Here is a 25,786-nt window from a genome sequence, read left to right as displayed (position 1 = left end):
CCACCGTCCCCTCTTCAGCGGCGCAGGCCGCCCGCCTTCTCGTAGGCCGCCCAGGCGCGCTGCCCCACGTCGGTGACCGGGGAGGAGTTGAGCGCGGCCACCTCGGCGTCGTCGACGAGCCACAACCGGTCGCCCTCCAGCAGCAGGCCCACCTGCCCGTCCGGCGCGCGCACGGCCGGCACCCCCGCCGGGACGCGTTCGACGACCTCCAGCCGGTCCACCGCGGGCGGGCGGCGGTCCAGTACGCGGGTGGCCAGGCGGTCGGCCACCGAGCGGCGCTCGACGCGCACCACCTCGCCGCCCAGCACCAGGTCGACGGTGTTCTCCGGGGACGGCACCGCGAAGCCGTCCAGGACGCGGGCCGCCTCCTCCGTCGCGCAGCCGGGCACGCCCGCGAGGTCCAGGCCGAAGCGGGCCAGGGCGGTCGGCGCGCCCGACTCCCCCTCGACCGTCGCGCGGACCACGTCCACCGGGACCCGGCCGCACGGGTCCTCCGGCGAGGTGGGCGCGTGCCCGGTGGGTGTCCGGACCAGGCCGGGGCCCTCCGCCCACGGTCCGGGGATGTGCACCGGCGGGTGCGGGTTGGCGGTGAAGTCGCGGTTCCAGGACGTCAGGGTGGTGCCGTGCTCGGTGGAGTGGGCGATGACGAACGCCTCCAGCGCGTCCACGTACATCCAGTCGGCGCTGAAGGCGTCGACGATCGATCGGGTGCGCGGGCGCGTGTCGGGCGCCGCCGTGAAACCGCCGGGGCCGAGCGCCTGCACGCCGGTGGCGAAGGTCGGGTCCTGGGAGCGCAGCACGAACTGGCCCGCGCCGTTCCACCCGGCCGCCGCGCCCGTGGTGTCGGTGAACATCAGGTAGACCCAGCCGTCCAGCCACAGCGCCGACACCTGGCCGGCGCCGTAGACGTTGTCCCTGATCACCTCGCCGGACGGGGTGATGATCGGGCCGCTGCCCCACCGGGTCCAGGTCAGGCCGTCGGAGCTGACCGCGACGCCGACGGCGCTGCCGTTGTCCACGTTGTCGCGCTCGGCGGCCGTGTAGTAGAGGTAGTAGACGCTGCCGACCTTGATCACCGACGGGTCGCAGGTGTGCATGGCGTCGAAGCCGGAGCCGCTGCCGGAGAACACGGGCCGGGCGGGGCTGCCGTCGGGCGCGGCGAACGGGCCGTCCGCCGAGGTGGCCTCCGCGTAGAGCACGTCGTCGCCGTCGGGCTGGGCCACGCCGAGCTGGCTGCACCACCACATGCGGTGCCGGCCGCCCTCGACCACCAGCGAGGGCGCGTAATTGTAGGCCGAGTCCCCGCCGCCGACCGCGACCACGCCGCCGCTCCGCCTGCCCCGGTCGGCGGCCAGCGCCACGGGTTCCGGGACGGGCGCCGGTGGGCTGCCCCCCGTGGCCGACGGGCTCGGCGCGGCGCTGACCTGGAGGGTTTCCGGTGCGGGGTCGGCGGCGCTCGGGGCGCAGGCCGCCAGGGAAGCGGCGGCCAGCGCGAACCCGAGGAGCCTCGCCGCTCCCCGTACGGACCTGGGCATGCGGGACTGGTCTCCACTTCTGCGGACGAGTCGGTACGCCGGTGGACGCACGGCGACCGGCTCGGCCCAGTGTAGAGATCGGCTCACTTGTTCGGGTGTCACCCGATCGGTGCCGGTAGTGATCGGGGCCGGCAAGGATCAGGCCGGCAAGAATCGGGGCCGGCAGGGATCGAGCCCGGGAAGAGGCTCCTCTGCCGACCCCGCGGGTGCGGCGGCCCCGCCGCACCCGCCCGGGGATGTCAGAGCAGGACGCTGCCGCCGGCCTTCGACTCGCCCGCGACCGCCGAGTAGGCCGCCGCGACCAGGGCCGGGTCCGGGCCCTCCAGGCGGCCGGGCTTGGCCAACCCGTCGAGCACCACGAACCGCAGCACGCCCGACCGGTTCTTCTTGTCCGAGCGCATGCCCTCCATCAGCTCGGGCAGCGCGTCGGGGTCGTAGCTGGTCGGCAGGCCCAGGGAGGTCAGGACCGCGCGGTGGCGGTCGGCCGTGGCGTCGTCCAGGCGGCCGGCGAGCCGGGCCAGTTCGGCGGCGAACACCAGGCCCACGCTGACCGCCGCGCCGTGGCGCCACCGGTAGCGCTCGCGGCGCTCGATCGCGTGCCCCAGGGTGTGGCCGTAGTTCAGGATCTCGCGCAGGTCGGACTCGCGCAGGTCGGTGGACACCACGTCGGCCTTGACCTGGATCTTGCGGCGGACCAGCTCCTCGATCACGTCGCCGGTCGGGTCGAGCGCGGCGGCCGGGTCGGCCTCGATCAGGTCGAGGATCACCGGGTCGGCGATGAACCCGCCCTTGACCACCTCGGCCATGCCCGCGACCAGCTCGTGGGGCGGCAACGTCTCCAGCGTGGCCAGGTCCACCAGCACGGTGCCCGGCTCGTAGAACGTGCCGACCAGGTTCTTGCCCGCGTCGGTGTTGATGCCGGTCTTGCCGCCGACGGCGGCGTCGACCATGCCCAGCAGCGTGGTCGGCACGTGGACCAGCCGCACCCCGCGCATCCAGGTGGAGGCGACGAACCCGGCCAGGTCGGTCACCGCGCCGCCGCCGAGACCGATCACCACGTCCCGCCTGCCCAGGCCGATGTGGCCGAACACGTCCCAGCAGTAGCCGGCGACGCGCAGTTCCTTGCCGTCCTCGGCGTCCGGGACCTCGACGCGGTGCGCGTCGACCCCGGCGGCGATCAGCTCGTCGCGGACCGCCTCGGCGGTCGCGGCCAGCGTGGGCGTGTGGACGATCGCCGCCTTGGCCGTGCCGCGCACGAGTTCGACCAGGTCACCGAGCAGGCCACGGCCCACCACCACGTCGTACGGTCGCTCCGCGGCCACGCGGATACGCACCGGCTCGCCCATTACCGCTCCCCTCCGTCGTTCACCATTCGACCACGACCACCCCCGGCCCGTGACCGCACCGCACCCGGTCGGGAGCGGTCAACCGCACCGGTCGAGCACGGCGTCCACCACCTGCTCCGGGGACAGGTCGTCGGTGACCACCTCGACGGTGGCGACCTCCCGGTACAGCGGCAGGCGGGCGTCGAGCAGGGCCTTGAAGGTGGCGCGCGGGCTCACCCCGGCCAGCAGCGGGCGGGCGCTGGACAGGCCGGTGCGCCGCACCCCCTCGGCCATGCCGACGTTGAGGAACACCACGGTGTGGCCGGCCAGGCGCTGCCGGGTGACCGGGGACAGCACCGCGCCGCCGCCCAGCGCGAGCACGCCCTCGTGGGTCGCCAGGGCGTCGGCGACGGCCTGCTCCTCCAGCGCGCGGAACACGGGCTCGCCGTCGGTGGTGAAGATGTCCGAGATCGGCTTGCCCGCGCTCGCCACCACGTCCTCGTCGGTGTCGCGGAAGGGCAGCCCGGTGCGCTCGGCGAGCAGGCCGCCGATCGTCGTCTTGCCCGCGCCGGGCGGCCCGAGGACGACGAACCTCGGGCTCACAGCCCCGCCCAGCGGGCTTCCAGGGCCTCCAGGTAGGAGGCGACGTTGCGCTTGGTCTCGGTGATCGAGTCGCCGCCGAACTTCTCCAGCGCCGCCTCCGCCAGCACCAGCGCCACCACCGACTCCAGCACCACGCCCGCGCGCGGCACCGCGCACACGTCCGAGCGCTGGTGGATCGCCACGGCCGGCTCGCCGGTGCGGACGTCGACGGTGGACAGGGCGCGCGGGACGGTCGAGATCGGCTTCATGGCGACGCGCACGCGCAGCGGCTCGCCGTTGGTGATGCCGCCCTCCAGGCCGCCGGCCCGGTTGCTGCGCCGGGTGACGCCCTTGGCGCCGGTGCCCCGGTCGATCTCGTCGTGGGCCTCGCTGCCCCACCGCTCGGCGGTGGTGAAGCCGTCGCCGACCTCCACGCCCTTCATCGCCTGCACGCCCATCAGCGCGCCGGCCAGCCGGGCGTCGAGCCTGCGGTCCCAGTGCACGTGCGAGCCGAGACCGGGCGGCAGGCCGTAGGCGATGACCTCGATGACGCCGCCGACCGTGTCACCGGCCTCCTTGACGGCCTCCACCTCGGCGACCATGGCGTCCGTGCCGCGCCGGTCGAAGGCGCGGACCGGGCTGGCGTCGACCGCGGCCAGGTCGCCGGGACCGGGCACCGCGGCGTCGGCCGGGGTCTTGGCCCTGCCGATCGACACCACGTGGCTGATCACGTCGACGTCGAAGACCTGCTTGAGGAAGTGGCGGGCGACCGTGCCCAGCGCGGTGCGGGCGGCGGTCTCCCGGGCGCTGGCGCGCTCCAGGACGGGCCGGGCCTCGTCGAAGCCGAACTTCTGCATACCGGGCAGGTCGGCGTGACCGGGGCGCGGCCGGGTCAGGGCCTCGTTGCGGCCGGTGGGCTTGAGCTCGGCCGGGTCGACCGGGTCGGCGGACATCACCGTCCGCCACTTCGGCCACTCGGTGTTGCCGATCCGGACGGCGACCGGGCCGCCCTGGGTCAGGCCGTGGCGCACACCGCCCAGGATCTCGACCTCGTCGGCCTCGAAGCCCATGCGGGGGCTCCGCCCGAACCCGAGGCGACGCCGCTCCAGTTGGGCGGTCAGGTCGGCGGTCGTGACCTCGACCCCGGCGACCATGCCTTCCAGCACGGCGACGAGGGCGGGCCCGTGGGATTCCCCAGCAGTCATCCAGCGCAGCACGCCGAGGATCTTTTCACAGCGTGAACGGGACGGGGGCGGTCGGGCGGGGCCCACCGGGTGCGCTCAGCCGGCCGACAGCACCGCCAGCCACGCGGCGGTCAGCAGCCCGGGGCCGTGGGGCACGCCGCCCGCCCGGCGCCGGGACGCCGCGACCGGGGTGACCACGACCAGGGTCACCGCGCTCGCCACCACCGCGCCCGCCGGCAACGCCCACCAGGACACCGACGCCAGCACGGCGCCCACCGGAGCCGCCAGCTTCACGTCGCCACCGCCCATCGCGGACGGCGCCAGCAGCCGAACGGCCAGGTGGAAGCCGAAGAACAGCGCGGCTCCCGCCACCGCCCGCCACGGGTCGGCCCCCGCCCACCACAGCGCCAGGCCCACCAGCGGGTAGGCGGGCAGCGTCACGGCGTCGGGCAGCCGCCGGTGCCGGAAGTCCACGACCGACAGCAGCACGCCCAGCCACGCCACCAGCAACGCCAGCGGCAGCCACCGGGGCGGGGCGAGCAGGGTGCTCGGCCACCAGAGCGCGGCCGTGGGCACGGCGCACCACAGCGGGTGGACCACCGCCCCCCTCGGCGCGGAACGGAGGAAACGGGCGCCCAGCGCACCGGCGCAGAAACCGGACGAGGCAACCAGACCAGATGAGACGGAGCCCGAGAAGACAGAGCCCGGGAAAACGGAGCCGGAGCCGAAGAGGACGGAGCCCGGCGGAGTGACGAATCCGAACGGGACGGACGCGAGGAGCACCGACGAGAGCGGCGCGGACGAGGTGATGACCATGCGTCCAGCGTCGTGGCGAGGACCGGGGCGGGGCAACGGGGAACGCGGGTGAACGGACCGTTCACCCGCGTTCCCGTCGAACCGACCTCAGCGCCGCCAGGAGAACAGCGCGTCCCCCGCGACCACCGGACCGTCGGCCTGGTCGAGCAGCACCTCCGGCGCCGCGTCCAGCGCGATCACCGGGCAGATCGGCGCGAAGCCCGCCGCCTCGACCTCGGCCGGGTCCCAGGTCACCACGGGTTGACCGGCCCGCACCGACTCGCCCTTGACCACGTGCAGCGTGAAGCCCTCGCCCTTGCGCTTGACCGTGTCGATCCCGAGGTGCACGAGCACGGCGGCACCGTCCTCGGTGGCCACGACGAACGCGTGCGGGTGCAGCGTCACCACCGTCCCGTCCACCGGGGACACCACCTCGGCGCCGCCGCGCTCGGGCTCGACCGCCACCCCCGGCCCCACCATGGCCTGCGCGAAGACCGGGTCCGGCACCTCGGTCAGCGGCACCACGCGGCCGCTGACCGGGCTCGTCACGCGCAGCGTCACAGCAGGTCCTCGATGTCGCTCGCGATGGTGTCGGCCTCGGGGCCGACGACGACCTGCACCACGTTGCCCGCCCGCATCACGCCGTGCGCGCCCAGGCCCTTGAGCGCCTTCTCGTCCACCAGCGAGCCGTCCTCCAGCTCGCAGCGCAGGCGCGTGATGCAGGGTTCGATCTCCACGATGTTGTCCGCGCCGCCGAGCGCGGCGAGGATCCGCTCCGCCTTGTCGTCCGCCACTTGAAGTCCTCTCTCGACACCTGGCCCGAGGGTGCCACCGCTCGGGCACGGTCCCGTAACGGCGGTTGACACCCGGTCGGCGCGCGGAGCATCCTCCCCGCACCAACTGGTCTAGACCGGAAAGTACCAATCCGGGTGTCCTGGGGCGAGCACGGGGGAGGTGTCGTGGGCGACGAGCGGATCGCCGGCCGGGAGGCCGCCGGGCAGGAGATCACCGGGCGGGAGATCACCGACGGGCCGCGCCCCAAGCACGCCCAGCTCCGCGACATCCTGCGCCGGACGGCCGAGCAGGAGCTGCCGCCCGGCTCCCCCATCCCCTCCGAGCGCGACCTCGCCCAGCGCTACGGCGTCTCCCGCATCACGGTCCGCGCCGCGGTCGGCCAGCTCGTCAGCGAGGGGCTGCTGACCAGGGCCAAGGGCCGGGGCACGTTCACCGCCCGGCGCCGCGTGGACGTCCAGCTCCACCTGGAGTCCTTCACCGACGACATGCGCCGCCGCGGCCTGGTCCCGGCGACCGGGGTCGTGTCCTGCGCGCGGGAGGTCCCGCCGCCCGCGGTGGCCGGCGCGCTCGACCTCGGGCCCCGCGAACCGGCGTTCCGGCTCGTCCGGCTGCGCCGCGCCGACGGCGTGCCGCTGGCCGTCGAACGCGGCTGGTACAACCCCCGGGTCGTCCCGGACCTCGACCGGCACGACCTGACGACCTCGCTCTACGCGCTCATCGCCGACGCCTACGGGGTGCAGCTCGACCACGCCGGTCAGACGGTGTGGGCCGAGGCCGCCGACCCCGCCACCGCGAAGCTGCTGGACGTCCGCGCGGGCGCGCCGCTCCTGGTCTTCCGCCGGGTGAGCTCCGCGCAGGGCAGGCCAGTCGAGGACATGACGTCCTGGTACCGGGGCGATCTCTACCAGGTGACCATGCAGTTGGACCGGACCGACCCGGGATCCGGCCCGCACCACTCCGCCACAAGGAGGTAACCCATGAGCGCCAGCGCCCCACAGGCGACCGGCGGTCGGGAGTTCAAGGGCCTGGCCGGGCTCCAGCGGTTCGGCCGCAGCCTCATGCTGCCGATCGCCGCGCTGCCCGTCGCGGCCCTGCTGCTGAGGCTCGGCCAGGACGACCTGCTCGGCAAGGACGGCCTGGGCTGGAACGCGGTCGCGAGCGTCATCGGCAGTGCGGGCAACGCGCTGTTCGCCAACCTGCCGCTGCTGTTCGCGGTCGGCGTGGCGATCGGTTTCGCCCGGCGCGGCGACGGCTCGACGGCGCTGGCCGCCGTGGTCGGCTTCGTGGTGACCACGGCAGTGTTCGGCGCCATGTCGCCCCTGGTGCTGGACGGGCAGACGAAGCCGAACGGCGACCCGGAGGTGATCAACTACTCCGTGCTGGCCGGCCTCGTGGTCGGGTTGATCACCGCCGTGCTGTGGCAGCGCTACCACCGCATCAAGCTGCCCACCTACCTGGCGTTCTTCGGCGGTCGGCGGTTCGTGCCGATCCTGGTCGCCGCCGTGATGATCCCGGTCGCGGTGCTGATGGGCCTGGTCTACCCGTGGTTCGACGCCGGCCTGACCAACGTCAGCGAGGCGGTCACGGGCAGCACGGTCATCGGCGCGGGCATCTACGGCACGGTCAACCGCCTGCTGATCCCGCTGGGCCTGCACCACATCCCCAACACCTTCCTGTGGCAGGTGTTCGGCGACTACGAGGGCAAGACCGGTGACATCCCGCGGTTCTTCGCGGGCGACCCGACCGCGGGCACGTTCCAGACCGGCTTCTTCCCGATCTTCATGTTCGCCCTCCCGGCGGCGGCGCTGGCCATCGTGCACACCGCCCGCCCGGCGCAGCGCAAGCTCATCGCCGGCATCATGGGCTCGGCGGCGCTGACCGCGTTCATCACCGGCGTCACCGAGCCGCTGGAGTTCGCGTTCATGTTCGTGGCGTGGCCGCTGTACGTGATCCACGCGGTGCTCACCGGCACCTCGCTGGCCATCAGCAACGCGCTGGGCATCCGCGACGGGTTCGGCTTCTCCGCGGGCGCGATCGACTACCTGCTGAACTTCGGCATCGCCGAGAAGCCGCTGCTGATCATCGTGCTGGGCCTGGTCTACGCGGTGATCTACTACTTCCTGTTCCGCTTCGTGATCACCAAGTGGAACCTGAAGACCCCCGGCCGCGACGAGGACGAGGACCCGGAGGCCGACGCGAGCGTGGTCGAGCCCACCGACGAGAGCGGGACCCGGCGGCGCGCCGAGCGCCGGGCGGCGGAGGAAGAGAGGACCGAGAGTGCCTGAGCGACGGGTCACCGTGGCGAGCAAGGTCGGACTGCACGCGCGCCCGGCCGCGCTGCTGGCCAAGGCGGCTGCCGGACAGCCCGTCAAGGTCACCATCCGCAAGGACGACGGCCAGCCGGTCGAGGCGGCGAGCGTGCTGGGGCTGATGACGCTCGGCGCGATGCACGGCGACGAGGTCGTGCTGGCCGCGGACGGCGACGGCGCGGACGCCGCGCTGGAGGCGATCGCGGACATCATCGCCACCGACCTCGACTAGGGGTCGACCGGCCGGTGGGCCCCGCTCGCGACGAGCGGGGCCCACCGGTGCTAGGCATGTCCCCGTGATCAGCGAACTGGACTCGGCCGTCGTGGTCGTCACCGGCATCATGGCGGCCGGGAAGTCGACGGTGGCCCAGCGCCTCGCCGAACGGCTGCCGCGCGCCGCGCACGTCCGCGGCGACGCGTTCCGCCGGATGATCGTCTCCGGGCGGGCGGACCCGGTGCCCGACGCCGCCGCCGAGGCCGAGGCCCAGCTGCGGCTGCGGTACCGGCTGGCCACCACCGTCGCCGACGGGTACGCCCGCGCCGGCTGGACCGCCGTGGTGCAGGACGTGGTCCTCGGGGAGCACCTGCGCGCGTTCGTCGACGCCGTGCGCACCCGACCCCGGTACGTCGTGGTCCTGGCGCCCTCGCCGGAGGTGGTGGCGCGGCGCGAGGCCGGGCGGCCCAAGACCGGGTACGGGGCGTGGACGGTCGGGGACCTCGACCGCGGCCTGCGCGCCGGCACACCGCGCCTGGGCCTGTGGTTGGACACCTCGGACCAGACGCCCGACGAGACCGTGGACGCGATCCTGGCGAACCTGGACCGGGCGCGCGTCGAGCAGCCCGGCCCAGGCCAGATCGGCACAGACCAGATCGGCCCAGGCTAGATCGGCAGGGGCAGCAGGTCGCCGGTCGCCTCGCGCAGCGCCCGCCGCATCGCCTCGCGCGGCGCGGGCAGCCCGGTGAACTGCTCCGCCTGGCCGAACGCCTGGTGCAACAGCATGTCCAACCCCGTCGCCAGGGACCGGCCCCGTGCCATCACGGCGAGCGCCAGCGGCGTCGGCCACGGGTGGTAGATCACGTCCAGCACGCACGGCGCACCCGCCAGCGCGTCCGCGATCGGCTCGGTCGCGGCCGGCGGCACGGTGCTGACCAGCACGTCGCAGGACGCGGCCAGCTCGGCGAAGTCGGCCGTGTCCCACACGACCGGCTCCAGCGCCAGGCCCAGGCGGGCCGCGCACCCCTCCGCCTCGGCGGCCCGCGACACCGAGCGCACCACCAGCGACACCGCGCGCACCCCGACCGACGCCAACGCGACCAGGGCCGCCGTGGCGGTGCCGCCCGCGCCCAGCAGCAGCGCCCGCGTGCCGGAGGTGAAGCCGCACGCCGCGCTCAGCGCGCCCAGCACGCCGTCCACGTCCGTGCAGTCGGCCCGCCAGCCCCCGTCCACCGGCACCAGCGTGTTGGCCGCGCCCACCAGCGCCGCCCGGGACGTGGTCGAGGACGCGACGGCCAGCGCGGCGCGCTTGTTCGGCATGGTCACCGACAGGCCCGCCCACGAGGCGTCCAGCCCGGCGACCAGGTCCGGCACCGCCGACGCCCCGCACTCGACCCGCGTGTAGGTCCAGTCGGCCAGGCCCAGCGCCTCGAACGCGGCGTTGTGCAGCACCGGCGACAGGGAGTGGGCCACCGGCGAGCCGATGACCGCGGCGCGGCGCGTCACGTCAGAAGACACCCCTCGACCGGGCGTCGTACACGTCCGCGTCGTGCTCCTCGAAGGTCTCGTTGAAGCACGAGGTGCCGTCCGTCTGGCACTTCACGAAGTACCGCCAGGGGCCCTCTTCGGGGTTGATCGCCGCCTGCACGGCCTTCTCGCCGGGCGAGCCGATCGGCGTCGGCGGCAGGCCCTTGGTCCCCGCGCTGTAGGTGTTGTACGGCCCGGAGCGGGCGCGGTCCTCGGGGCTGGTGGTGATGTGCGGCCGGTCCAGCTTGTAGTTGACCGTGGAGTCGAGTTCGAGGAGCTGACCGGCTTCGAGCCGGTTGTAGATGACCCGGGAGACCTTGCCGAAGTCGGAGGTCACGCCCTCCTTCTCCACCAGCGAGGCCAGCACGAGCACCTCGTAGGGCCGGAACCCGGTCTTGTCGGAGCCGCCGGGGATGCCGTAGCCCTGGAGGCGGTTCAGCGAGGTGGTGATCACGCTCTTGAGCAGGCCGATGGCGTCCGCGCCGGGGTCGAGGTGGTACAGGCCCGGCAGGACCAGCCCTTCGAGCCGGTTCTCCTTCGGCGCCTTGCGCACCGCCGCGAGCGCCCACTCCGGGATGCCCAGCGCGACCGGGTCCGCGTTCTCCGCCGCGTCGCGCAGCTGGTCGACCGGCACGCACTTCTTCGCGCCGTCCAGCTCCACGCACGAGGCGTCGGCCAGCATCGACAGGATGCCCTTGGTGGTCGAGCCGTCCAGCGCGGTGAGGTCGTGCAGCACGTAGCCGCCCTTGACCTCCAGCGGCGTGATCTTCGATGACTCGTCCACCATCCGCGCCACCGCGGCCTCGCCGGACATCCTGGTCTTCATCAGGTAGAAGCCCGGCTGGATCGCGGTGACCCGCGCGTCGTCGGCGCCCGCCTCGGTGAACGCCCGCTGGCTGGCCACCACGTCCTGCGCCTTGAGCGTGGCGGCGATGGCCGACACGATGTCGCCGTCCTTGACCTCGACCACCACGTCGGTCTCGCCGGCGCCGGCGTAGTCCTCGTAGGAGCCGATGCCGCTCAGCGACCGGTACCCGTAGTACGCGCCGGCGCCACCGCCCACGAGCACCAGCGCCACCACGACCCACAGGATCGTGCGCTTGCGCCTGCGCTGGGCACGCCGAGCCGCCGCGGCGGCCGCGTTGCTCCGGCGGCGCGAGCGCTCGTCCTGCCGCGCTTCGGGATCGGTGAACAACCCGAGGTCGTCGTTCACGAGCCGTCCTTCGGTCCGGGGGCCCGCTCCTCGGCGGAACGGGCCACGTGTCGAGCCCGCGCGTCCAGCCAGGACTGCAGGATCTCGACCGCGGCAGCCTGGTCCACGACAGCACGTTGCTTCTTGCCTCGCACCCCGCGCTCGGAGAGCACCCGGCTCGCCGTGACGGTGGTCAACCGCTCGTCGGTGAGCCGCACCGGCACCGGGGTCACGCGCTCGGCCAACGCCGCAGCGTACGCCGTCGCCTTCTCCGCCGCCGGCCCGTGCCTGCCCGCCAGGGTGCGGGGCAGGCCGACCACGACCTCGACCACCTCGTGCTCGACGACGAGTCCGGCCAGGTCAGCGAGGTCCCGGCCGGTCCTCTCGTTGCGCGACAGGGTGATCAGGGGCGTGGCCAGGAACGCACCCGGATCGCTCACCGCCACCCCCACGCGCACCGCGCCGACGTCGACGCCCAGCCGCCGGCCGAGGCCGGGGTCGTCGACACCGGGGCGGTCAGACCCGGTCAAGGGCGCGGTCCACCTCGGCGCGCAGGGCCACGAGGGCCTCCGGCACGCCGGCGGGGTTCGTGCCGCCGCCCTGGGCCAGGTCGGGCTTGCCGCCGCCGCGACCGCCCACGGCCGGGGCGAACGCGGGCACCAGCTTGCCGGCGGCCAGGCCGAGGTCGCGGGCGCCCGGCGTGGTGGCCACCACGAAGCTGACCTTCTCCCCGTCGGGGGCGAACAGGCCCACCACGCCGGGCTTGCCGCCCAGCCGGTTGCGGACCTCGCCGGCCAGTGCCCGCACGTCGCCGGCGGCCGTGCCCTCGGGCAGGGCCAGCGCCACCAGGGACACCCCGCGCACGTCCAGGGCCTGCTCGGCGAGCGAGCCGGCGGAGGACAGCAACTGGGCGGCGCGGACCCGCTCCAGCTCCTTCTCGGCCACGCGCAGCCGCTCCACCAGGGCCTCGACCCGGGCGGGCACCTCGGCGTCGGGCACCTTCAGCACGGCGGCGACGTTCTGCACCAGGGACCGCTCCTTGGCCAGGTACTTGAACGCCTCGATGCCGACGTAGGCTTCCAGGCGGCGCACGCCGGAGCCGATGGACGACTCGCCGATCACCGTGATCGGGCCGATCTGGGACGAGTGCTCGACGTGCGTGCCACCGCACAGCTCGCGCGACCACGGGCCGCCGATCTCGACCACCCGCACGGTCTCGTCGTAGGTCTCGCCGAACAGGGCGACCGCGCCCATGTCCTGGGCGCCGCCCATGTCGGTGTAGACCACGCGCACCGGCAGGTCCTTGCGGACGGCCAGGTTGGAGACCTCTTCGATCTCGCTGCGGGTCCCCTCGGAGAGGCCGCCGGTCCAGGCGAAGTCCAGGCGCAGGTAGCCGGGCTTGTTGTAGGAGCCGCTCTGGAGCGCCGACGGGCCGAGCACCTGGCGCAGGGCGGCGTGCACGACGTGCGTGCCGGAGTGGCCCTGGCGGGCGCCGACGCGCCACTCCCCGTCCACCCTGGCCTCGACCTGCTCGCCCTCGGCGACCTCGCCGCTGAGCACGCGCACCTGGTGCACCCACAGCTTGCGGGCGACCTTCTGGACGTCGACGACCTCCAGTTCGGCGTTGGCGGTCACGATGGTGCCCGCGTCGCTCTCCTGGCCGCCGGACTCGGCGTAGAGCGGTGTGCGGTCGAGCACGACCTCGACGAGGTCGCCCTCGCGGGCCGAGCGCACCCGCTTGCCGCCGCTGATGATGCCGCGCAGCGTGGCCTCGCTGGCCAGCTCGGTGTAGCCGGTGAACTCGGTGGGGCCCTGCTCCAGCAGCTCCCGGTACACGGTCTGGTCGCCGTGGCCGGTCTTCTTGCCGGCGGCGTCGGCCTTGGCGCGGGCGCGCTGCTCGGCCATCAGCCCGCGGAAGCCGTCCTCGTCCACGCTCAGGCCCGCCTCGGCGGCCATCTCCAGGGTGAGGTCGATCGGGTAGCCGTAGGTGTCGTGCAGCTGGAACGCCTTGTCGCCGGGCAGGGTGGCGCGGCCCTCGGCCTTCACCGCGGCCGCGGCGCCCTCGAAGATCCGGGTGCCGGCGTCGAGGGTGCGCAGGAACGCCTCCTCCTCGGCCTTGAGCACCTGCTCGATCCGGGCGAAGCCGCTGACCAGCTCGGGGTAGGCGGGGCCCATGGTGTCGCGCACCAGCTCGGCGAAGCGCACCAGCACGGGCTCCCGCACGCCGAGCAGGCGCGAGGAGCGCACGATGCGGCGCAGCAGGCGGCGCAGCACGTAGCCGCGGGCCTCGTTGCCGGGGGTGACGCCGTCGCCGACCAGCAGCACGCCGGAGCGGGCGTGGTCGGCGATGACGCGGAACCGCACGTCGTCGGTCTCGTTCGCGCCGTACCGGCGGCCGGACAGCTCCTCGGCCTGCGCGATCACGGCGCGCACGAGGTCGGTCTCGTAGACGTTGTCCACGCCCTGGAGCAGCATGGCGACCCGCTCGACGCCCATGCCGGTGTCGATGTTCTTGGCGGGCAGCTCGCCGAGGATCGGGTAGTCCTTCTTGGCCCCGCCCTCGCCGCGCTCGTTCTGCATGAAGACCAGGTTCCAGATCTCCAGGTACCGGTCCTCGTCGACGACCGGGCCGCCCTCGGCGCCGTGCTCGGGGCCCCGGTCGTAGTAGATCTCCGAGCACGGGCCGCACGGGCCGGGCACGCCCATCGACCAGTAGTTGTCCTCGACGTCGCGGCGCTGGATGCGCTCGGGCGGCAGCCCGGCGACCTTCTGCCACAGGTCGGCGGCCTCGTCGTCGTCCAGGTAGACGGTCACCCAGATGCGCTCCGGGTCGAACCCGTAGCCGCCCTGGTCCTGGGGCTTGGTGACCAGCTCCCAGGCCAGCCGGATCGCGTCTTCCTTGAAGTAGTCGCCGAAGCTGAAGTTGCCGGCCATCTGGAAGAACGTCAGGTGGCGGGTGGTCTTGCCGACCTCGTCGATGTCGGGGGTGCGCACGCACTTCTGCACGCTGGTGGCGCGCCGGTACGGCGGCGGGGCCTCACCGAGGAAGTAGGGCTTGAACGGCACCATGCCGGCGTTGACGAACAGCAGGTTGGGGTCGTCCAGCAGCAGCGAGGCGCTGGGCACGACGGTGTGGCCGGCGCTCTCGAAGTGCTCGCGGAAGCGCTTGATGATCTCGTGGGTCTGCACGGTCTTCCCTTAACGACTGAGGTGGGCTCGGGGCGTGGCGGGGCGGACGACCGACCTCAGTCGTCCGCCCGGCGCGCTCGCCGGCCCGGCGCGGAGCCCGTCTGCCGCTCCACGGTGTCGTGCAACTCCTGCTCGCGCTCGGACATGCCGGCGCGCACGTCCGCGCCGAAGGCTCCGAGGGCCCCGGCCAGCTCGCGCAGGCCCTGGCCGACGTTCTCGCCGATGCCCGCGGGCGTGGCGGCGTGCGCGGCCTGGCCGGCCTTGCGCGTGGCGAACACGCCCGCGGCGATGCCCAGCCCGAACCAGAAGAACCGCCTCATCGCCTGCCCCTGCGTCGTGCGTGCTTCTTGGGCGCGTCGTCGGCCGCGCGCCGTGCCCGGATGGCCTTGCTCAACCCGTAGGACAGCGCGGCGGCCTTGACCAGCGGACCGCCGAGCGTGGCGGTGAACAGCGAGGTCAGCGCGGAGACGTTGCCGGTGACCGCGCGGGCGTTCGCGGTGATCCCGTCCACCCGCTCCAGCTGCGCGTTCACGTGCGAGAGCGTCGCGTTCGCGCCGGTGAAGAGCGGGTCGCTGTTCTGGTGCGCCTTGCGGATGGCGATGGTCGCCTCGTCCAGCGTGCGGCCCAGCTTGATCAACGGGATCGCCAGCAGGACCACCAGCAGCACGAACGCGCCGGCAGCGACCAGCGCGGCGATCTGCCCTGGCGACACGGATCCTCCTGGGGGCTTGCTGGGCGGAAGTGGCGGTCAAGGTTACCGCGCCCGGTTCGGCGGGTCCGAACGAGATCGCGCGCGAGCCGTGCCACGTGGTGGGACGGGGCGACCAAGACCCCCCATTTGGCGTCGCCTCCGAGCCGGGGGGCGGCGGCTAGCGTGGAATTCGGAGTGATCGTCACAAAGAGGTTGACAACGACCACGCGGAGTAGATGAGGTAAGGCTTACCTTGCCAAGTGTCGGAGGTGCCGTGTTCGCCCCCAGCCCCTCCGGACGACCGATCCCCGCGGGCGCGCCCCGCGACGTGCTGGCCGCGGCCGGCCGCGCGCTGGGCGACGTGCCGGAGCACGGGCTCGGCGCGGACGCCGCGCTGGCCCGGGTGGCCGGGGTGCTGGCCGCCTACGGGGTGGACCTGACCAGCCCGCTGGCGGCGGCCCACCTGCAACCGCCGCCGCTGGCCGTGGCCGTCGCGGCGGACGCGCTGGCCGGCGCCGGCAACGCCTCCCTGGACACCTACGACTCCGGGCCGGCCGCCCTCGCGGTGGAGCGCTGGGTGGTGGCCGCGCTGACCCGGCTGGCCGGGTTCGGGCCGGGCGCCGACGGCGTGTTCACCCCCGGCGGCACGCTGTCCAACCTCACCGCGCTGCTGCTCGCCCGGGACGCGGCGGCGGCGCGGCTCGGCATCGACGCGCGGTCCGACGGGGTGGCCGCGCTGCCCGACCCGGTGGTCTTCTGCTCGGAGGTCGCGCACTTCTCGGTGCAGCGGGCCTGCGCGGCGCTGGGCCTGGGCGAGTACGCGGTGCGGCCGGTGTCGGTCGACGCCCACCGGCGGATGCGGCCGGACGCGCTGGCCTCGATGCTGCGCGCGATCACCGGCGCGGGCGGGACGCCGGTGGCCGTGGTGGCGACCGCGGGCACCACGGACTTCGGTTCCGTGGACCCCCTGCCGGAGCTGGCCGACCTCGCCCGCGCGCACGGCACCTGGCTGCACGTGGACGCCGCCTACGGGTTCGGCGCGGTGTTCTCCGCGAAGCTGCGCGGGCTGGTCGACGGCCTCGCGCTGGCCGACTCGGTGACCGCGGACCTGCACAAGATCGGCTGGCAGCCCGCCGCGGCGAGCGTGCTGCTGGTGCGCTCCGCGGCGCTGTTCGGGCCGCTGGAGCGGTCGGTGGCCTACCTCAACCCCGAGGACGACCGGGCCGAGGGCTACGACGGCACGCTGGGCCGCACGCTCCAGACCACGCGCCGGCCGGACGCGGTGAAGGTGGCCGCGACGCTGCTCGCGCTGGGCCGGGCCGGCCTGGGCGCGCTGGTGGACCGCTGCCACGAGCTGGCCCGCCACGCCGCCGCGCTGATCACCGCCGACCCGGCGTTCGAGCTGGTCGGCGCGGTGGTGCTGACGACCGTGGTGTTCCGCTACCGGACCGCGGACGAGGCGCGGTCGGACGAGGTCAACGCGCGGCTGCGCCGCCGGCTGCTGCGCGCGGGCGAGGCGCTCGTCGGCCGCACCGAGGTCGACAAGGCGACCTGCCTGAAGCTCACCCTGCTCAACCCCGAGGCCCGGGAGGCGGACCTGGTGGCGCTGCTCGCCCTGGTCCGCGAGGCCGGGTCGGCGGCCGAACGACTGGTGGAGGGCGTGGCATGAGGGCTGACCCGCTGGACGAACCGCTGAAGGACCACCCCCGGCGGGCCGCCGAGCACGCCCACCTGGAGGCGCTGCTGCGCTGCTGGGTGCGGGAGCTCGGCGTGCCGGTCGGGGACCGGGTGCGGGTCGACGTGCTCGGGCTGCCGCTGGAGGCGGAGGTCCGCCACCGCTCGCCGACCGGGTGGCACCGGTTCGGCCCGGTGACCCTGGCCGGGAAGCCCGCGGACCCGGTGGTGGCGATCGCGCTGGTCGGCGCGCAGCTGGGCGGCGACACCGCCGACCTGGTGGAGCGCACCGCCGAGTCGGTGCGGCGGGTGACCGGGTTCGTCGAGCACCGCCGGCGGCTGCCGGTGGGGCCCGCGGACCGGTTCCTGGACGCCGAGCAGCGGCTGCTGCTGGGGCACCTGCACCACCCGGCGCCCAAGAGCCGGGACGGGCTGTCCGACGCCGACAACGCCCGCTACTCCCCCGAGCTGCGCGGTTCGTTCCCGCTGTTCTGGTTCGCCGCGGCCGAGGAGGTCGTCTCGCACGGCTCGGTGGCCGGCCCGGACGCGGTGACGCTGATGGCCGAGCTGGCCGGGCGCGTCCCCGAGCCGGGGCGGGTGCTGGTGCCCGCGCACCCGTGGCAGGCGCACGACCTGCTGAGCCGGCCCCGGATCGCCTCGCTGGTCTCGCGCGGGCTGCTGGAGCCGCTGGGCGAGTTCGGGCCCGAGTGGTCGCCGACCTCCAGCCTGCGGACGGTGTACCGGACGGGCGCGCCGGTGATGCTGAAGCTGTCGCTGGGCCTGCGGATCACCAACTCGCGGCGCGAGTCGACGGCCACCGAGCTGCGGCGCGGGTCGGAGGTCCACCTGCTGCTGGAGTCCGGGTACGCGACCGGCACGGAGAAGGCGCACCCGGAGTTCTCGGTGGTGCGCGACCCGGCGTGGCTCGCGGTGGACGAGGGCGGCGACGTGACCGGCCTGGACGTGGCCGTGCGCGAGTCGCCCGCCGACCTCGGCGACTCCCGGTGCCTGGCCGGGCTGGTCGCACCGCGCCCCGGCATCGGGCGGTCGCTGCTGGGCGAGCTGGTGGCGCGGCTCAACGCCGCCGAGTGGGTCGCCGCGTACACCGACCACGTGCTGGTGCCGATGCTGCGGCTCTACGCCGAGACCGGCATCGGGCTGGAGGCGCACCAGCAGAACACGCTGGTGCGGCTCGACCCGGCCGGGCGCGTGGTCGGCGGCCGGTACCGCGACAACCAGGGCTACTACCTGGCCGCGTCCCACCTGCCGCGCGTGCTGGAGCGGCTCGGCGCGGAGGCGTCGACGCTGGCCGTGGTGGACGATGCGGTGGTGGACGACCGGCTGACGTACTACCTGCTGCGCAACCAGGCGCTGGCGGTGATCGGGTGCCTCGGGGTGGAGGGCCTGGCCGACGAGCGGGACCTGCTCGGCGTCGTGGCCTCCCGGCTCAGGTCCGCGCTGCCCGCGCTGGCCGAGGCCGGTCCGGACGGCGACCGGCTGGCGCGGCGCTGGCTGGAGGCCGACTCGCTGCCGTGCAAGGGGAACCTGCTGACCAGGCTGGAGGGCATCGACGAGGTGCTGGCGCCGCTGGACGCGCAGTCGGTGTACTTCGACGCGCCCAACCCGCTGCGGGAGGTCGGGTGCGCCCGGTGACCCACCTCGACGCCTACCGGCCGACCGACGACCTGTCCGGCGTGCCCGGCCCGCCGCTGCCGGTGCTGACCGGCCGGTGGCGCGCGCGGGCCGCCGACCCCGGGCGCGACCTGTCCCTGGTGCACCGCTGGATGCAGTCGCCGCACGTGGCCGCGTTCTGGCACCAGGCGTGGCCGCGCGAGCGCTGGGCCGAGGAGCTGCGGACCCAGCTGGCCGGCGTGCACTCGCTGCCCGTGCTGGTGGACCTGGACGGCGACCCGGTGATGTACCTGGAGGTGTACCGGGCGGCGCGCGACGTGGTGGCCGGCGTGTACCCGGCCCGGCCGCACGACATCGGCCTGCACGTCGCCGTGGGCGAGCTGGGCATGACCGACCGGGGCCTGGTGCGGTCGCTGCTGCCGGAGCTGGCCGACGCGCTGTTCGCGGCCGACCCGCGGTGCACGCGGGTGCTGCTGGAGCCGGACGTGCGCAACCGGCGGGCGATCAGCTCGTTCACCGCGGGCGGGTTCGCGCCGGTCGGCGAGGTGCTGCTGCCGGACAAGGTGGCGCTGCTGATGGTGCGGTCGCGATGACCACCCACGACGTGGTGGCCATCGGGTGCGGGCCGTTCAACCTCGGGCTGGCCGCGCTGGCGTCGACCGTGCCCGACGTGGACGTGGTGGTGCTGGAGGCGCGGCCGGAGCTGCGCTGGCACAGCGGGGTGATGTTCCCGGACGCGCTGCTCCAGGTGTCGTTCCTGGCGGACCTGGTGACGCTGGTGGACCCCGCGCACCCGCTGTCGTTCCTGGCCTACCTGCGCGACGCCGACCGGCTCTACCCGTTCTACGTGCGGGAGCGGTTCCACCCGACGCGGCGCGAGTACGAGGACTACCTGCGGTGGGCGGCGGCGCGGCTGCCGGTGCGGTTCTCGCACGGGGTGTCCTCGGTCGAGTGGGCCGGGGACCGGTTCGCGGTGTCCGGGCCCGGGTTCGCGGTGGAGGCGCGGCACCTGGTGCTCGGGGTCGGGACGGCGCCGCACGTGCCCCCGGCGCTGGCCGGCCTCGGCGACCGGCTGGCGCACAGCTCGGACTACCTGCACCGGGACGTGTCGCGGGAGCGGGTGACCGTGGTGGGCTCGGGGCAGTCCGGGGCCGAGGTGGTGCTGGACCTGCTGCGGCGCAACCTGTCCGACGGCCGGCCGGCCGTGTCCTGGCTGACGCGCACGCCCGTGTTCGCGCCGCTGGACTACACCAGGCTGGTGCTGGAGATGACCACCCCGGCGTACGTGCGGCACTTCCACTCGCTGCCCCAGGACCGGCGGGACGCGCTGCGGGCCGAGCAGTGGCGGCACTACCGGGCGATCTCCTCGGAGACCCTGGACGAGCTGCACGACCTGCTGTACCGGCGGGAGTGGGAGCACGGCCTGGCGCCGGTCGAGCTGCGGCCGGGGGTGTCGGTGGTGTCGTCGGCGGTGTCGGGTGACGGGGTGGTGCTGGAGTGCCTGCACCGCGACACCGGGCGGACGTTCCGGCACGTCACCGACCTGGTCGTGGCGGCCACCGGGTACCGGCAGGCGCCCACGCCGTTCCTGGCGCCGCTGGAGCCGTTCGTGCGGCGCGACGACCAGGGTCGCTACGTCGTCGCCCTGGACCACTCGATCGAGATCGACCCCGCGATCGGCGGGCGGGTGTTCGTGGCCAACGCGGACCTGCACAGCCACGGCGTGGCGGCGCCCGACCTGGGCATCGGGGCGGTGCGCAACGCGACGATCCTGAACGCGGTGGCCGGTCGCGAGGTGTACCCGCTGCCGGCGCACACGGCCTACACCAGCTTCACCGCACCGGGAGAGACCGTTGACTGACCTGTGGCGCGAGTGCTCGGCGGCGTTGCTGGCGAAGGCGATCGGCGAGCTGTGCTTCGAGGCGCTGCTGACGCCCTCGGGCACGGCGGGCGGGTACGAGCTGCGGTTCGACGACGCGGTGTACGCGTTCGCGGCGCGGCGCACGGCGTTCGGCGGGTGGGAGGTCGTCCCCGGGTCGGTGCGGCGCGGCGCGGCCGGCATCCTCGGCGACGACGTGGTCGAGCCGTGCGACGACGTGCAGCGGTTCGTGGTGGACGCCTTCCGGCACCTGGGGGTCGACCCCGCCACCACCGCCGGGTTCCTGGCCGAGGTGACCTCGACGCTGGCGGCGGACGTGCAGCTGGCCGCGACGGCGCGGCCGGTCGCGGAGCTGGCGGCGTTGCCGCAGGCCGAGCTGGACGGGCACCTGACCGGGCACCCGTGGCTGATCGCGAACAAGGGGCGGGTCGGCTTCTCCGCCGACGACGTGGCCCGGCACGCGCCGGAGTCGCGCACCCCGGTGCGGCTGCCGTGGCTGGCCGTGCACCGGGGGCCGGCGGAGTTCCGGGGCACGCCGGAGCTGTCGGAGCTGGCGGTGCGGGGGCACGAGCTGGACCCGGCGACGGTCGAGCGGTTCACCGAGGTGCTGCGGGAGGCGGGGGTCGAGCCGTCGGCGTACGTGTGGCTGCCCGTGCACCCGTGGCAGCTCGACCACGTGGTGCGGGTGCTGTGGGCGCCGGAACTGGCGCTGGGTCGGATCGTGGAGCTGGGCGAGGGGCCGGACTGGTACCTGCCGACGCAGTCGGTGCGCAGCATGTCCAACGTGGACTCGCCGGGGCGCTACCAGGTCAAGCTGCCGCTGAAGGTGCTGAACACGTCGGTGTACCGCGGCATCCCGCCGCACTGCACGCTGCACGCGCCGGTGGTGACGCAGTGGCTGCGCGGTCTGTGGGACGCGGACGAGCTCGTCGGGTCGTGGGGGACGCAGCTGCTGGGCGAGGTCGCCTCGGTGACCGTTCGGCACCCGCAGCTGTCGCGGGCCGGGGAGGTGCCCTACCAGTGGTTGGAGACGCTGGGGTGCATCTGGCGCGAGCCGGTTGCGCTGGGGCCCGGCGAGCGGGCGTGGTCGCTGGCGGCCCTGCTGCACGTGGACCGCGCCGGGCGGCCGCTGGTGCTGGAGCACGTGGGCGGGACGGACCCGGCGGTGTGGTTCGCGGCGCTGCTGCGGGCGCTGCTGCGGCCGTTGATCCACTTCCTGTACGCGTACGGGATCACCTTCAACCCGCACGGGGAGAACGTGGTGGTGGTCGTCGACGAGGGCGGTCTGCCGGTCCGGGTGGCGCTGCTGGACCTGGTGGACGACGTGAACGTGTCGGTGGAGCGGGTGCCGGCGCGGGGACTGGACCCGGACTCGGACGCCCCCGTGCTGCCGCGCAAGCCGTGGGCGGTGCTGCGGCAGTACGTCGTGGACGCGCTGCTGGTGGGCGTCTTCCGACCGCTGGCCTCGCTGTACCCGTTGGCGCCGGAGAGGTTCTGGGGGATGGTGCGCGGGGAGGTCGAGGCGTACCGGGCGCGGTTCCCGGGGGTGGCCGATCGGATGGAGGAGGGATCGCTGACCTGCGCCGAGTTCCTGCGGTACCCGCTCAACAGCTACCGGGTCACGCTGGGGTACCGGGACCTGGCGGCCCGGCCGCCGGTGCCGAGGGCCGGGACCGTGCCGAACCCGCTGCACGGGGTGGAGCCGGTGGCGCCGCCGGACGGGTGGTAACCCTCCCGGAGGCGATCACGATCACCCCACCGTGGTGTCGAGCGCGGGAGGTCGCTGAGCATGGTCGTGGGCAGGCGCAGGACGGCCGATCCCGGGATCTACGAGGCGGTGGAGCTGTACCGCGCCGCCGCGCACGAGCGGACCTCGGCTTTCCTGCCCGGCGAGGCGGTCTGGACCAGGGACAACTTCGAGGTGCTGCGTGAGCGGTTCGTGGACCGGCCCGACCTGGGCAAGCGGCCGTTCCTGGCCAAGCTCGCGGATCAGCTGGCCGGCGCGGGCGCCGGTCCGGTGCGGCTGATGGCCGAGCTGCTCGCCCTGCACCTGCTGGTCACGAAGACCACCGGCGGCGAGCGCAAGCGCGAGCTCATCGCCGCGGTCCGGTCGTGGAGCGGCGACGGCGGCACCCCGCTGCCCGCTGCCGTGGACCGCGCCCTCGACCTCGGTTTCCTGAACCCGGGCACGTTCTACCTCACCCGCCGCGACGTGCAGCTGAGCTGCCTGGTCAACTTCGGGCTCGCGCTCACCGCGATGGACGTGAACCAGCGGTGGCGGGTCCTGTCGGGGCCGTGGCCGTTCAAGGAGGTGGTGGAGGGGCTGCGCCCCACCGGCGCCCACTCACAGCGGCACGCCCTGCTGCACCTGTTCCACCCGCGGACGTTCGAGGCCATCGTCTCGCGCGAGCACAAGCGGCTGATCGCCAAGAAGTGGGCGGTCCTGGTCACCGCGCCCACCGAGGACGTCGACCGGCAGCTCCAGCAGGTCCGGGCCGGCCTGACCCCGCACCACGGCCCCGACTTCGACTTCTACGACGAGCGCCTCCTCCCGCAGTGGCGGGGCGGGGGCACCGCGTGGGACAACTGGCTCCTCTGGGCGCGGCGGGTCGCCGCCGACGTGGGCCTCGACAACGGGGACCGCGAGGACAAGCTCGCCGCCGCCGGGCTGCTGGCCGAGGCGCGGGAGGCGCTCGACCGGCGCTCCCCGGACTGGCCCGGCAGGCTGCGCGTCGCGATGAACCACCGGGCCAACCTCGTGCACCGCTTCTCGCGCGCCCCGTTCACCGACTGGGTCGAGCGGCACCCGGAGGACGCGGCGCAGGCGCTGACCGCGCTGTGGGACGAGCGGCGCGAGCTGGGCGACCGCATCGAGAGCTTCGTGCACCACGCGCCGCCGAGCGCGGTGAACCGGGCGGGCACGGGGCTCTCCATCGCCGCGTCCCTGCTCATGGGCTCCGACCCGGCCAACCACCCGCCCTACGTCGCGACCGCGTTCGGCAAGGCGTTCGAGCTCACCGGCACCACGTTCCCGAACGAGGACGAGGGCCAGTCGACGACCTACGAACGCGTGCTGGAGTGGCTGGACGACTTCATCGAGCAGGCCGCGCGCAACGACCTCGAGCTGCGCGACCGGTTGGACGCGCAGACCCTCGTGTGGTGGATCGTGAAGCGCGACCCGGCGGCGGGCTGGTCGCCCGAGCGGAAGGCCGAGTTCGCGAGGTGGCGCGGCGAGGTCCCCGTTGCGGCCCAGCCCACGGGGTCGCTGGCCGAGCGGCTGAGCCTGCCCGAGTCGTTCCTGACCGAGGTCGAGGAGCTGTGGGCGGACAAGCGGCAGCTGGTGCTGCACGGCCCGCCCGGCACCGGCAAGACGTTCCTGGCCCGGGCGCTGGCCAAGCACGTCGCCGGCGAGGACGGCGTGGTGGAGATGGTGCAGTTCCACCCCTCCTACAGCTACGAGGACTTCGTGGAGGGCTTCCGGCCGGGCCCCGACGGCAAGGGGTTCGAGCTGCGGGAGGGGCCGCTCAAGCACCTCGCGGACCACGCCCGCCGGCACTCGGCGAGCACCCACGTGCTGATCATCGACGAGCTGAACCGCGGCAACGTGGCCAAGCTGTTCGGCGAGCTGTACTTCCTGCTGGAGTACCGCGACTCCCCGATGCGGTTGCAGTACTCCGACGAGGGGTTCGCGATGCCGGGGAACCTGCGGATCATCGCGACCATGAACACGGCCGACAGGTCGATCGCCCTGGTCGACGCGGCCCTGCGCAGGCGCTTCTACTTCGTGGAGCTGTCCCCGGTCAGCGGTCCCGTCAAGGACCTGCTGCGGACCTGGCTCGCGGGCCACGTGCCGGGCATGGCCTGGGTCGCGGACCTCGTCGACCGGGCCAACGGGATGCTGCGGGCCCACGAGCGCGCGATCGGGCCGAGCTTCTTCCTCCGCCCCGACCTGGACGAGAAGTGGTTGGCCCGCATCTGGCGGCACAGCGTGCTCCCCTACCTCGGCGAAGTGCTCGACGAGCGTGAGCTGGCAGCCTTCGACCTCGACGTCCTCCGTGCCGCCGGTTGAGCTCCGCGAGTACGCGTCGACCGACGTCGACGGGGTGAGCCCGGCGCAGGTGCGGGCGCTGCGGGCCGCCGTCCCCTCGCTGCGGGCCGACTACCAGGGCGGTTCCCGGTGGACGCTGACGGCCGGGCACCACGTCGGGTTCCTGCGCGTGGACGACCTCACCGTGCGCATACACCCCAAGGTGGACGTGCGCGGCCTGCTGCACCTGCTGTCCGGGGCCACCGACCGGTTGGCCTGGCGGGATGAGCGGGTGCCGGTGGACGGCGTCGCGGACGCCGTGGACGCGATGGCGCACCTGCTGGCCGAATCCGCGCTGCGGGCGACCCGGGCCGGGGTGCTCCAGGGCTACCGGCGGCGGGACGAGGCGCTGGCCGTCGTGCGCGGCCGGTGGCGGGTCGAGGACCAGGTGCGCGCCCGGCAGGGGCGGTTCGTGCCGGCCGAGGTGAGCTACGACGACTACACCGAGGACGTCCCGGAGAACCGCGTCGTGGCCACCGCGCTGCGGCACGTGCGCGCGGCCGTGGCGGACCCCGGCGCGCGAAAGCACGTGAGCCGGGCGCTGGCCCGGTTCGGCGGGCACGTCGCGTCGTTGCCGCGCACCGCGTGGTCCGCTCCCCCGGGAATCACCTGGAACCCGCTCAACGCCCGGTACCGGAACGCGGTGGAGCTGGCGCTGCTGGTGCTCGCGCACTCGTCGGTCACGCACTCGGCCGGGGCGCACCGCGCGCACGGCGTGCTGGTCGACATGAACGACCTGTTCGAGCGGTTCGCGCGCCGGGCGCTGCGCGAGCAGCTCGACGGCGTGGTGCGCAAGGCCCGCCCGTCCGACCGGGTGGTGCTGGACCGGGAGGGGCGCGTCCGGCTGGAACCGGACGTGCTGTGGTTGCGCGACGGGGTGCCCGCGCTGGTCGCTGACGTGAAGTACAAGAGGCTGGACCGGGGGCCGGGCAACGCGGACCTGTACCAGGCGCACGCCTACTGCACGGCGCTCGGCGTGCCGTTCGGGCTGCTCGTCCACGCCACCGGGGGCGGGGCGACGCGGTACCGGCTGGTGGACGGCCGCACCACGATCTCGGTGGTCGGCATCGACCTGAGCGGCTCCCCCGAGGACATCACCGCGTCCGTGCGCGCGGTCGCGGACGAGGCGAGGGACCTGGTCACCGGATGAGCGGTTCGGCCACCTCGCCCGGTATC

24 protein-coding genes are annotated in these 25,786 nt (G+C 74.3%); 11 read left to right on the top strand and 13 right to left on the bottom strand.

Features of this window, described 5'->3' with window-relative positions; all coding sequences use genetic code 11:
• Positions 1-14 precede the first annotated feature (14 nt).
• The 7 genes from ACFP3R_RS04665 to ACFP3R_RS04635 all read right to left on the bottom strand — a co-directional run bounded on the left by ACFP3R_RS04665 (position 15) and on the right by ACFP3R_RS04635 (position 6,215).
• Entirely contained in the window at positions 15-1,535 is a 1,521-nt protein-coding gene (locus ACFP3R_RS04665) for a beta-xylosidase (protein WP_380633160.1), read from the bottom strand.
• A 239-nt stretch (positions 1,536-1,774) separates the two neighbouring features.
• A complete protein-coding gene (gene aroB / locus ACFP3R_RS04660) occupies positions 1,775-2,881 on the bottom strand; it encodes a 3-dehydroquinate synthase (RefSeq protein ID WP_380633158.1) in 1,107 nt (368 codons plus the stop codon).
• A gap of 78 nt (positions 2,882-2,959) precedes the next feature.
• On the bottom strand, positions 2,960-3,463 hold the full coding sequence (locus tag ACFP3R_RS04655; RefSeq protein ID WP_380633156.1) for a shikimate kinase: 504 nt from the start codon (positions 3,461-3,463) through the stop codon (positions 2,960-2,962).
• Positions 3,460-4,659, bottom strand: coding sequence for a chorismate synthase (gene aroC / locus ACFP3R_RS04650; RefSeq protein ID WP_380633155.1), 1,200 nt, complete (start codon positions 4,657-4,659; stop codon positions 3,460-3,462). Before aroC ends, ACFP3R_RS04655 begins: the two co-directional genes overlap by 4 nt.
• 63 nt (positions 4,660-4,722) lie before the next feature.
• A complete protein-coding gene (locus tag ACFP3R_RS04645) occupies positions 4,723-5,226 on the bottom strand; it encodes a prepilin peptidase (protein ID WP_380633154.1) in 504 nt (167 codons plus the stop codon).
• 303 nt (positions 5,227-5,529) lie between these two features.
• Positions 5,530-5,982: a PTS sugar transporter subunit IIA gene (locus ACFP3R_RS04640; RefSeq protein ID WP_380633152.1), complete on the bottom strand. Its 453-nt coding sequence runs from the start codon at positions 5,980-5,982 to the stop codon at positions 5,530-5,532.
• Positions 5,979-6,215 (bottom strand): PTS sugar transporter subunit IIB, encoded by a 237-nt coding sequence (locus tag ACFP3R_RS04635; RefSeq protein WP_033427848.1) that lies wholly within the window; start codon positions 6,213-6,215, stop codon positions 5,979-5,981. The genes ACFP3R_RS04640 and ACFP3R_RS04635 overlap by 4 nt, the downstream gene beginning before the upstream one ends.
• 180 nt (positions 6,216-6,395) lie before the next feature.
• On the opposite strand from ACFP3R_RS04635, the gene ACFP3R_RS04630 reads away from it, so the two are divergent.
• The 4 genes from ACFP3R_RS04630 (at position 6,396) to ACFP3R_RS04615 (ending at position 9,409) form a co-directional block, all read left to right on the top strand.
• A complete protein-coding gene (locus tag ACFP3R_RS04630; RefSeq protein WP_380633368.1) occupies positions 6,396-7,190 on the top strand; it encodes a GntR family transcriptional regulator in 795 nt (264 codons plus the stop codon).
• A 3-nt stretch (positions 7,191-7,193) separates the two neighbouring features.
• A complete protein-coding gene (locus tag ACFP3R_RS04625) occupies positions 7,194-8,501 on the top strand; it encodes a PTS transporter subunit EIIC (protein ID WP_380633150.1) in 1,308 nt (435 codons plus the stop codon).
• Entirely contained in the window at positions 8,494-8,757 is a 264-nt protein-coding gene (locus ACFP3R_RS04620) for an HPr family phosphocarrier protein (RefSeq protein ID WP_380633149.1), read from the top strand. The genes ACFP3R_RS04625 and ACFP3R_RS04620 overlap by 8 nt, the downstream gene beginning before the upstream one ends.
• Before the next feature lie 64 nt (positions 8,758-8,821).
• On the top strand, positions 8,822-9,409 hold the full coding sequence (locus tag ACFP3R_RS04615; protein ID WP_380633148.1) for an AAA family ATPase: 588 nt from the start codon (positions 8,822-8,824) through the stop codon (positions 9,407-9,409).
• Here ACFP3R_RS04615 and ACFP3R_RS04610 read toward each other — a convergent pair.
• The 6 genes from ACFP3R_RS04610 to ACFP3R_RS04585 are packed head-to-tail and all read right to left on the bottom strand — an operon-like array spanning position 9,406 to position 15,359.
• A complete protein-coding gene (locus ACFP3R_RS04610) occupies positions 9,406-10,245 on the bottom strand; it encodes a shikimate dehydrogenase (RefSeq protein ID WP_380633147.1) in 840 nt (279 codons plus the stop codon). The genes ACFP3R_RS04615 and ACFP3R_RS04610 overlap by 4 nt on opposite strands.
• A gap of 1 nt (position 10,246) precedes the next feature.
• Entirely contained in the window at positions 10,247-11,479 is a 1,233-nt protein-coding gene (mltG, locus tag ACFP3R_RS04605; RefSeq protein ID WP_380633145.1) for an endolytic transglycosylase MltG, read from the bottom strand.
• The gene (gene ruvX, locus ACFP3R_RS04600; protein WP_380633143.1) at positions 11,476-11,988 is read right to left on the bottom strand and encodes a Holliday junction resolvase RuvX; all 513 of its coding nucleotides are present in this window, start codon (positions 11,986-11,988) and stop codon (positions 11,476-11,478) included. Before ruvX ends, mltG begins: the two co-directional genes overlap by 4 nt.
• Complete coding sequence (gene alaS, locus ACFP3R_RS04595) at positions 11,975-14,647, bottom strand: alanine--tRNA ligase (protein WP_380633141.1); 2,673 nt, start codon at positions 14,645-14,647, stop codon at positions 11,975-11,977. Before alaS ends, ruvX begins: the two co-directional genes overlap by 14 nt.
• A 56-nt stretch (positions 14,648-14,703) precedes the next feature.
• Positions 14,704-14,967 (bottom strand): hypothetical protein, encoded by a 264-nt coding sequence (locus tag ACFP3R_RS04590; protein ID WP_380633139.1) that lies wholly within the window; start codon positions 14,965-14,967, stop codon positions 14,704-14,706.
• On the bottom strand, positions 14,964-15,359 hold the full coding sequence (locus ACFP3R_RS04585; RefSeq protein ID WP_380633137.1) for a DUF948 domain-containing protein: 396 nt from the start codon (positions 15,357-15,359) through the stop codon (positions 14,964-14,966). The genes ACFP3R_RS04590 and ACFP3R_RS04585 overlap by 4 nt, the downstream gene beginning before the upstream one ends.
• A gap of 253 nt (positions 15,360-15,612) precedes the next feature.
• Between ACFP3R_RS04585 and ACFP3R_RS04580 the strand changes: the two genes are divergently transcribed.
• Genes ACFP3R_RS04580 through ACFP3R_RS04550 form a run of 7 tightly spaced genes read left to right on the top strand, consistent with a single transcriptional unit; the run spans position 15,613 to position 25,760 of the window.
• Positions 15,613-17,007, top strand: coding sequence for a pyridoxal phosphate-dependent decarboxylase family protein (locus ACFP3R_RS04580; RefSeq protein ID WP_380633136.1), 1,395 nt, complete (start codon positions 15,613-15,615; stop codon positions 17,005-17,007).
• Entirely contained in the window at positions 17,004-18,665 is a 1,662-nt protein-coding gene (locus tag ACFP3R_RS04575; RefSeq protein ID WP_380633134.1) for an IucA/IucC family protein, read from the top strand. Before ACFP3R_RS04580 ends, ACFP3R_RS04575 begins: the two co-directional genes overlap by 4 nt.
• Positions 18,662-19,237: a GNAT family N-acetyltransferase gene (locus tag ACFP3R_RS04570; protein ID WP_380633132.1), complete on the top strand. Its 576-nt coding sequence runs from the start codon at positions 18,662-18,664 to the stop codon at positions 19,235-19,237. Before ACFP3R_RS04575 ends, ACFP3R_RS04570 begins: the two co-directional genes overlap by 4 nt.
• Positions 19,234-20,505, top strand: a complete 1,272-nt coding sequence (locus ACFP3R_RS04565) for a lysine N(6)-hydroxylase/L-ornithine N(5)-oxygenase family protein (RefSeq protein WP_380633131.1) — start codon at positions 19,234-19,236, stop codon at positions 20,503-20,505. Before ACFP3R_RS04570 ends, ACFP3R_RS04565 begins: the two co-directional genes overlap by 4 nt.
• Positions 20,498-22,252: an IucA/IucC family protein gene (locus tag ACFP3R_RS04560; protein ID WP_380633129.1), complete on the top strand. Its 1,755-nt coding sequence runs from the start codon at positions 20,498-20,500 to the stop codon at positions 22,250-22,252. Before ACFP3R_RS04565 ends, ACFP3R_RS04560 begins: the two co-directional genes overlap by 8 nt.
• 60 nt (positions 22,253-22,312) lie before the next feature.
• A complete protein-coding gene (locus ACFP3R_RS04555) occupies positions 22,313-24,592 on the top strand; it encodes an McrB family protein (RefSeq protein ID WP_380633127.1) in 2,280 nt (759 codons plus the stop codon).
• Positions 24,546-25,760: an McrC family protein gene (locus tag ACFP3R_RS04550; protein ID WP_380633126.1), complete on the top strand. Its 1,215-nt coding sequence runs from the start codon at positions 24,546-24,548 to the stop codon at positions 25,758-25,760. The genes ACFP3R_RS04555 and ACFP3R_RS04550 overlap by 47 nt, the downstream gene beginning before the upstream one ends.
• The last annotated feature ends 26 nt before the right edge of the window (positions 25,761-25,786 follow it).

It is taken from the genome of Saccharothrix lopnurensis, assembly GCF_042658445.1.
GTDB lineage: Bacteria > Actinomycetota > Actinomycetes > Mycobacteriales > Pseudonocardiaceae > Actinosynnema > Actinosynnema lopnurensis.
Note: the sequence above shows the minus strand (reverse complement) of the source record. Positions and strands in the feature narration are given on the sequence as shown.

Bases quoted from the DNA above. Each gene is read 5' to 3' on its own strand.
- ACFP3R_RS04665 (WP_380633160.1), bottom strand. From the start codon at position 1,535: ATGCCCAGGTCCGTACGGGGAGCGGCGAGGCTCCTCGGGTTCGCGCTG.
- ACFP3R_RS04575 (WP_380633134.1), top strand. From the start codon at position 17,004: ATGAGGGCTGACCCGCTGGACGAACCGCTGAAGGACCACCCCCGGCGG.
- ACFP3R_RS04565 (WP_380633131.1), top strand. From the start codon at position 19,234: ATGACCACCCACGACGTGGTGGCCATCGGGTGCGGGCCGTTCAACCTC.
- ACFP3R_RS04555 (WP_380633127.1), top strand. From the start codon at position 22,313: ATGGTCGTGGGCAGGCGCAGGACGGCCGATCCCGGGATCTACGAGGCG.
- ACFP3R_RS04625 (WP_380633150.1), top strand. From the start codon at position 7,194: ATGAGCGCCAGCGCCCCACAGGCGACCGGCGGTCGGGAGTTCAAGGGC.
- ACFP3R_RS04590 (WP_380633139.1), bottom strand. From the start codon at position 14,967: ATGAGGCGGTTCTTCTGGTTCGGGCTGGGCATCGCCGCGGGCGTGTTC.
- aroB (WP_380633158.1), bottom strand. From the start codon at position 2,881: ATGGGCGAGCCGGTGCGTATCCGCGTGGCCGCGGAGCGACCGTACGAC.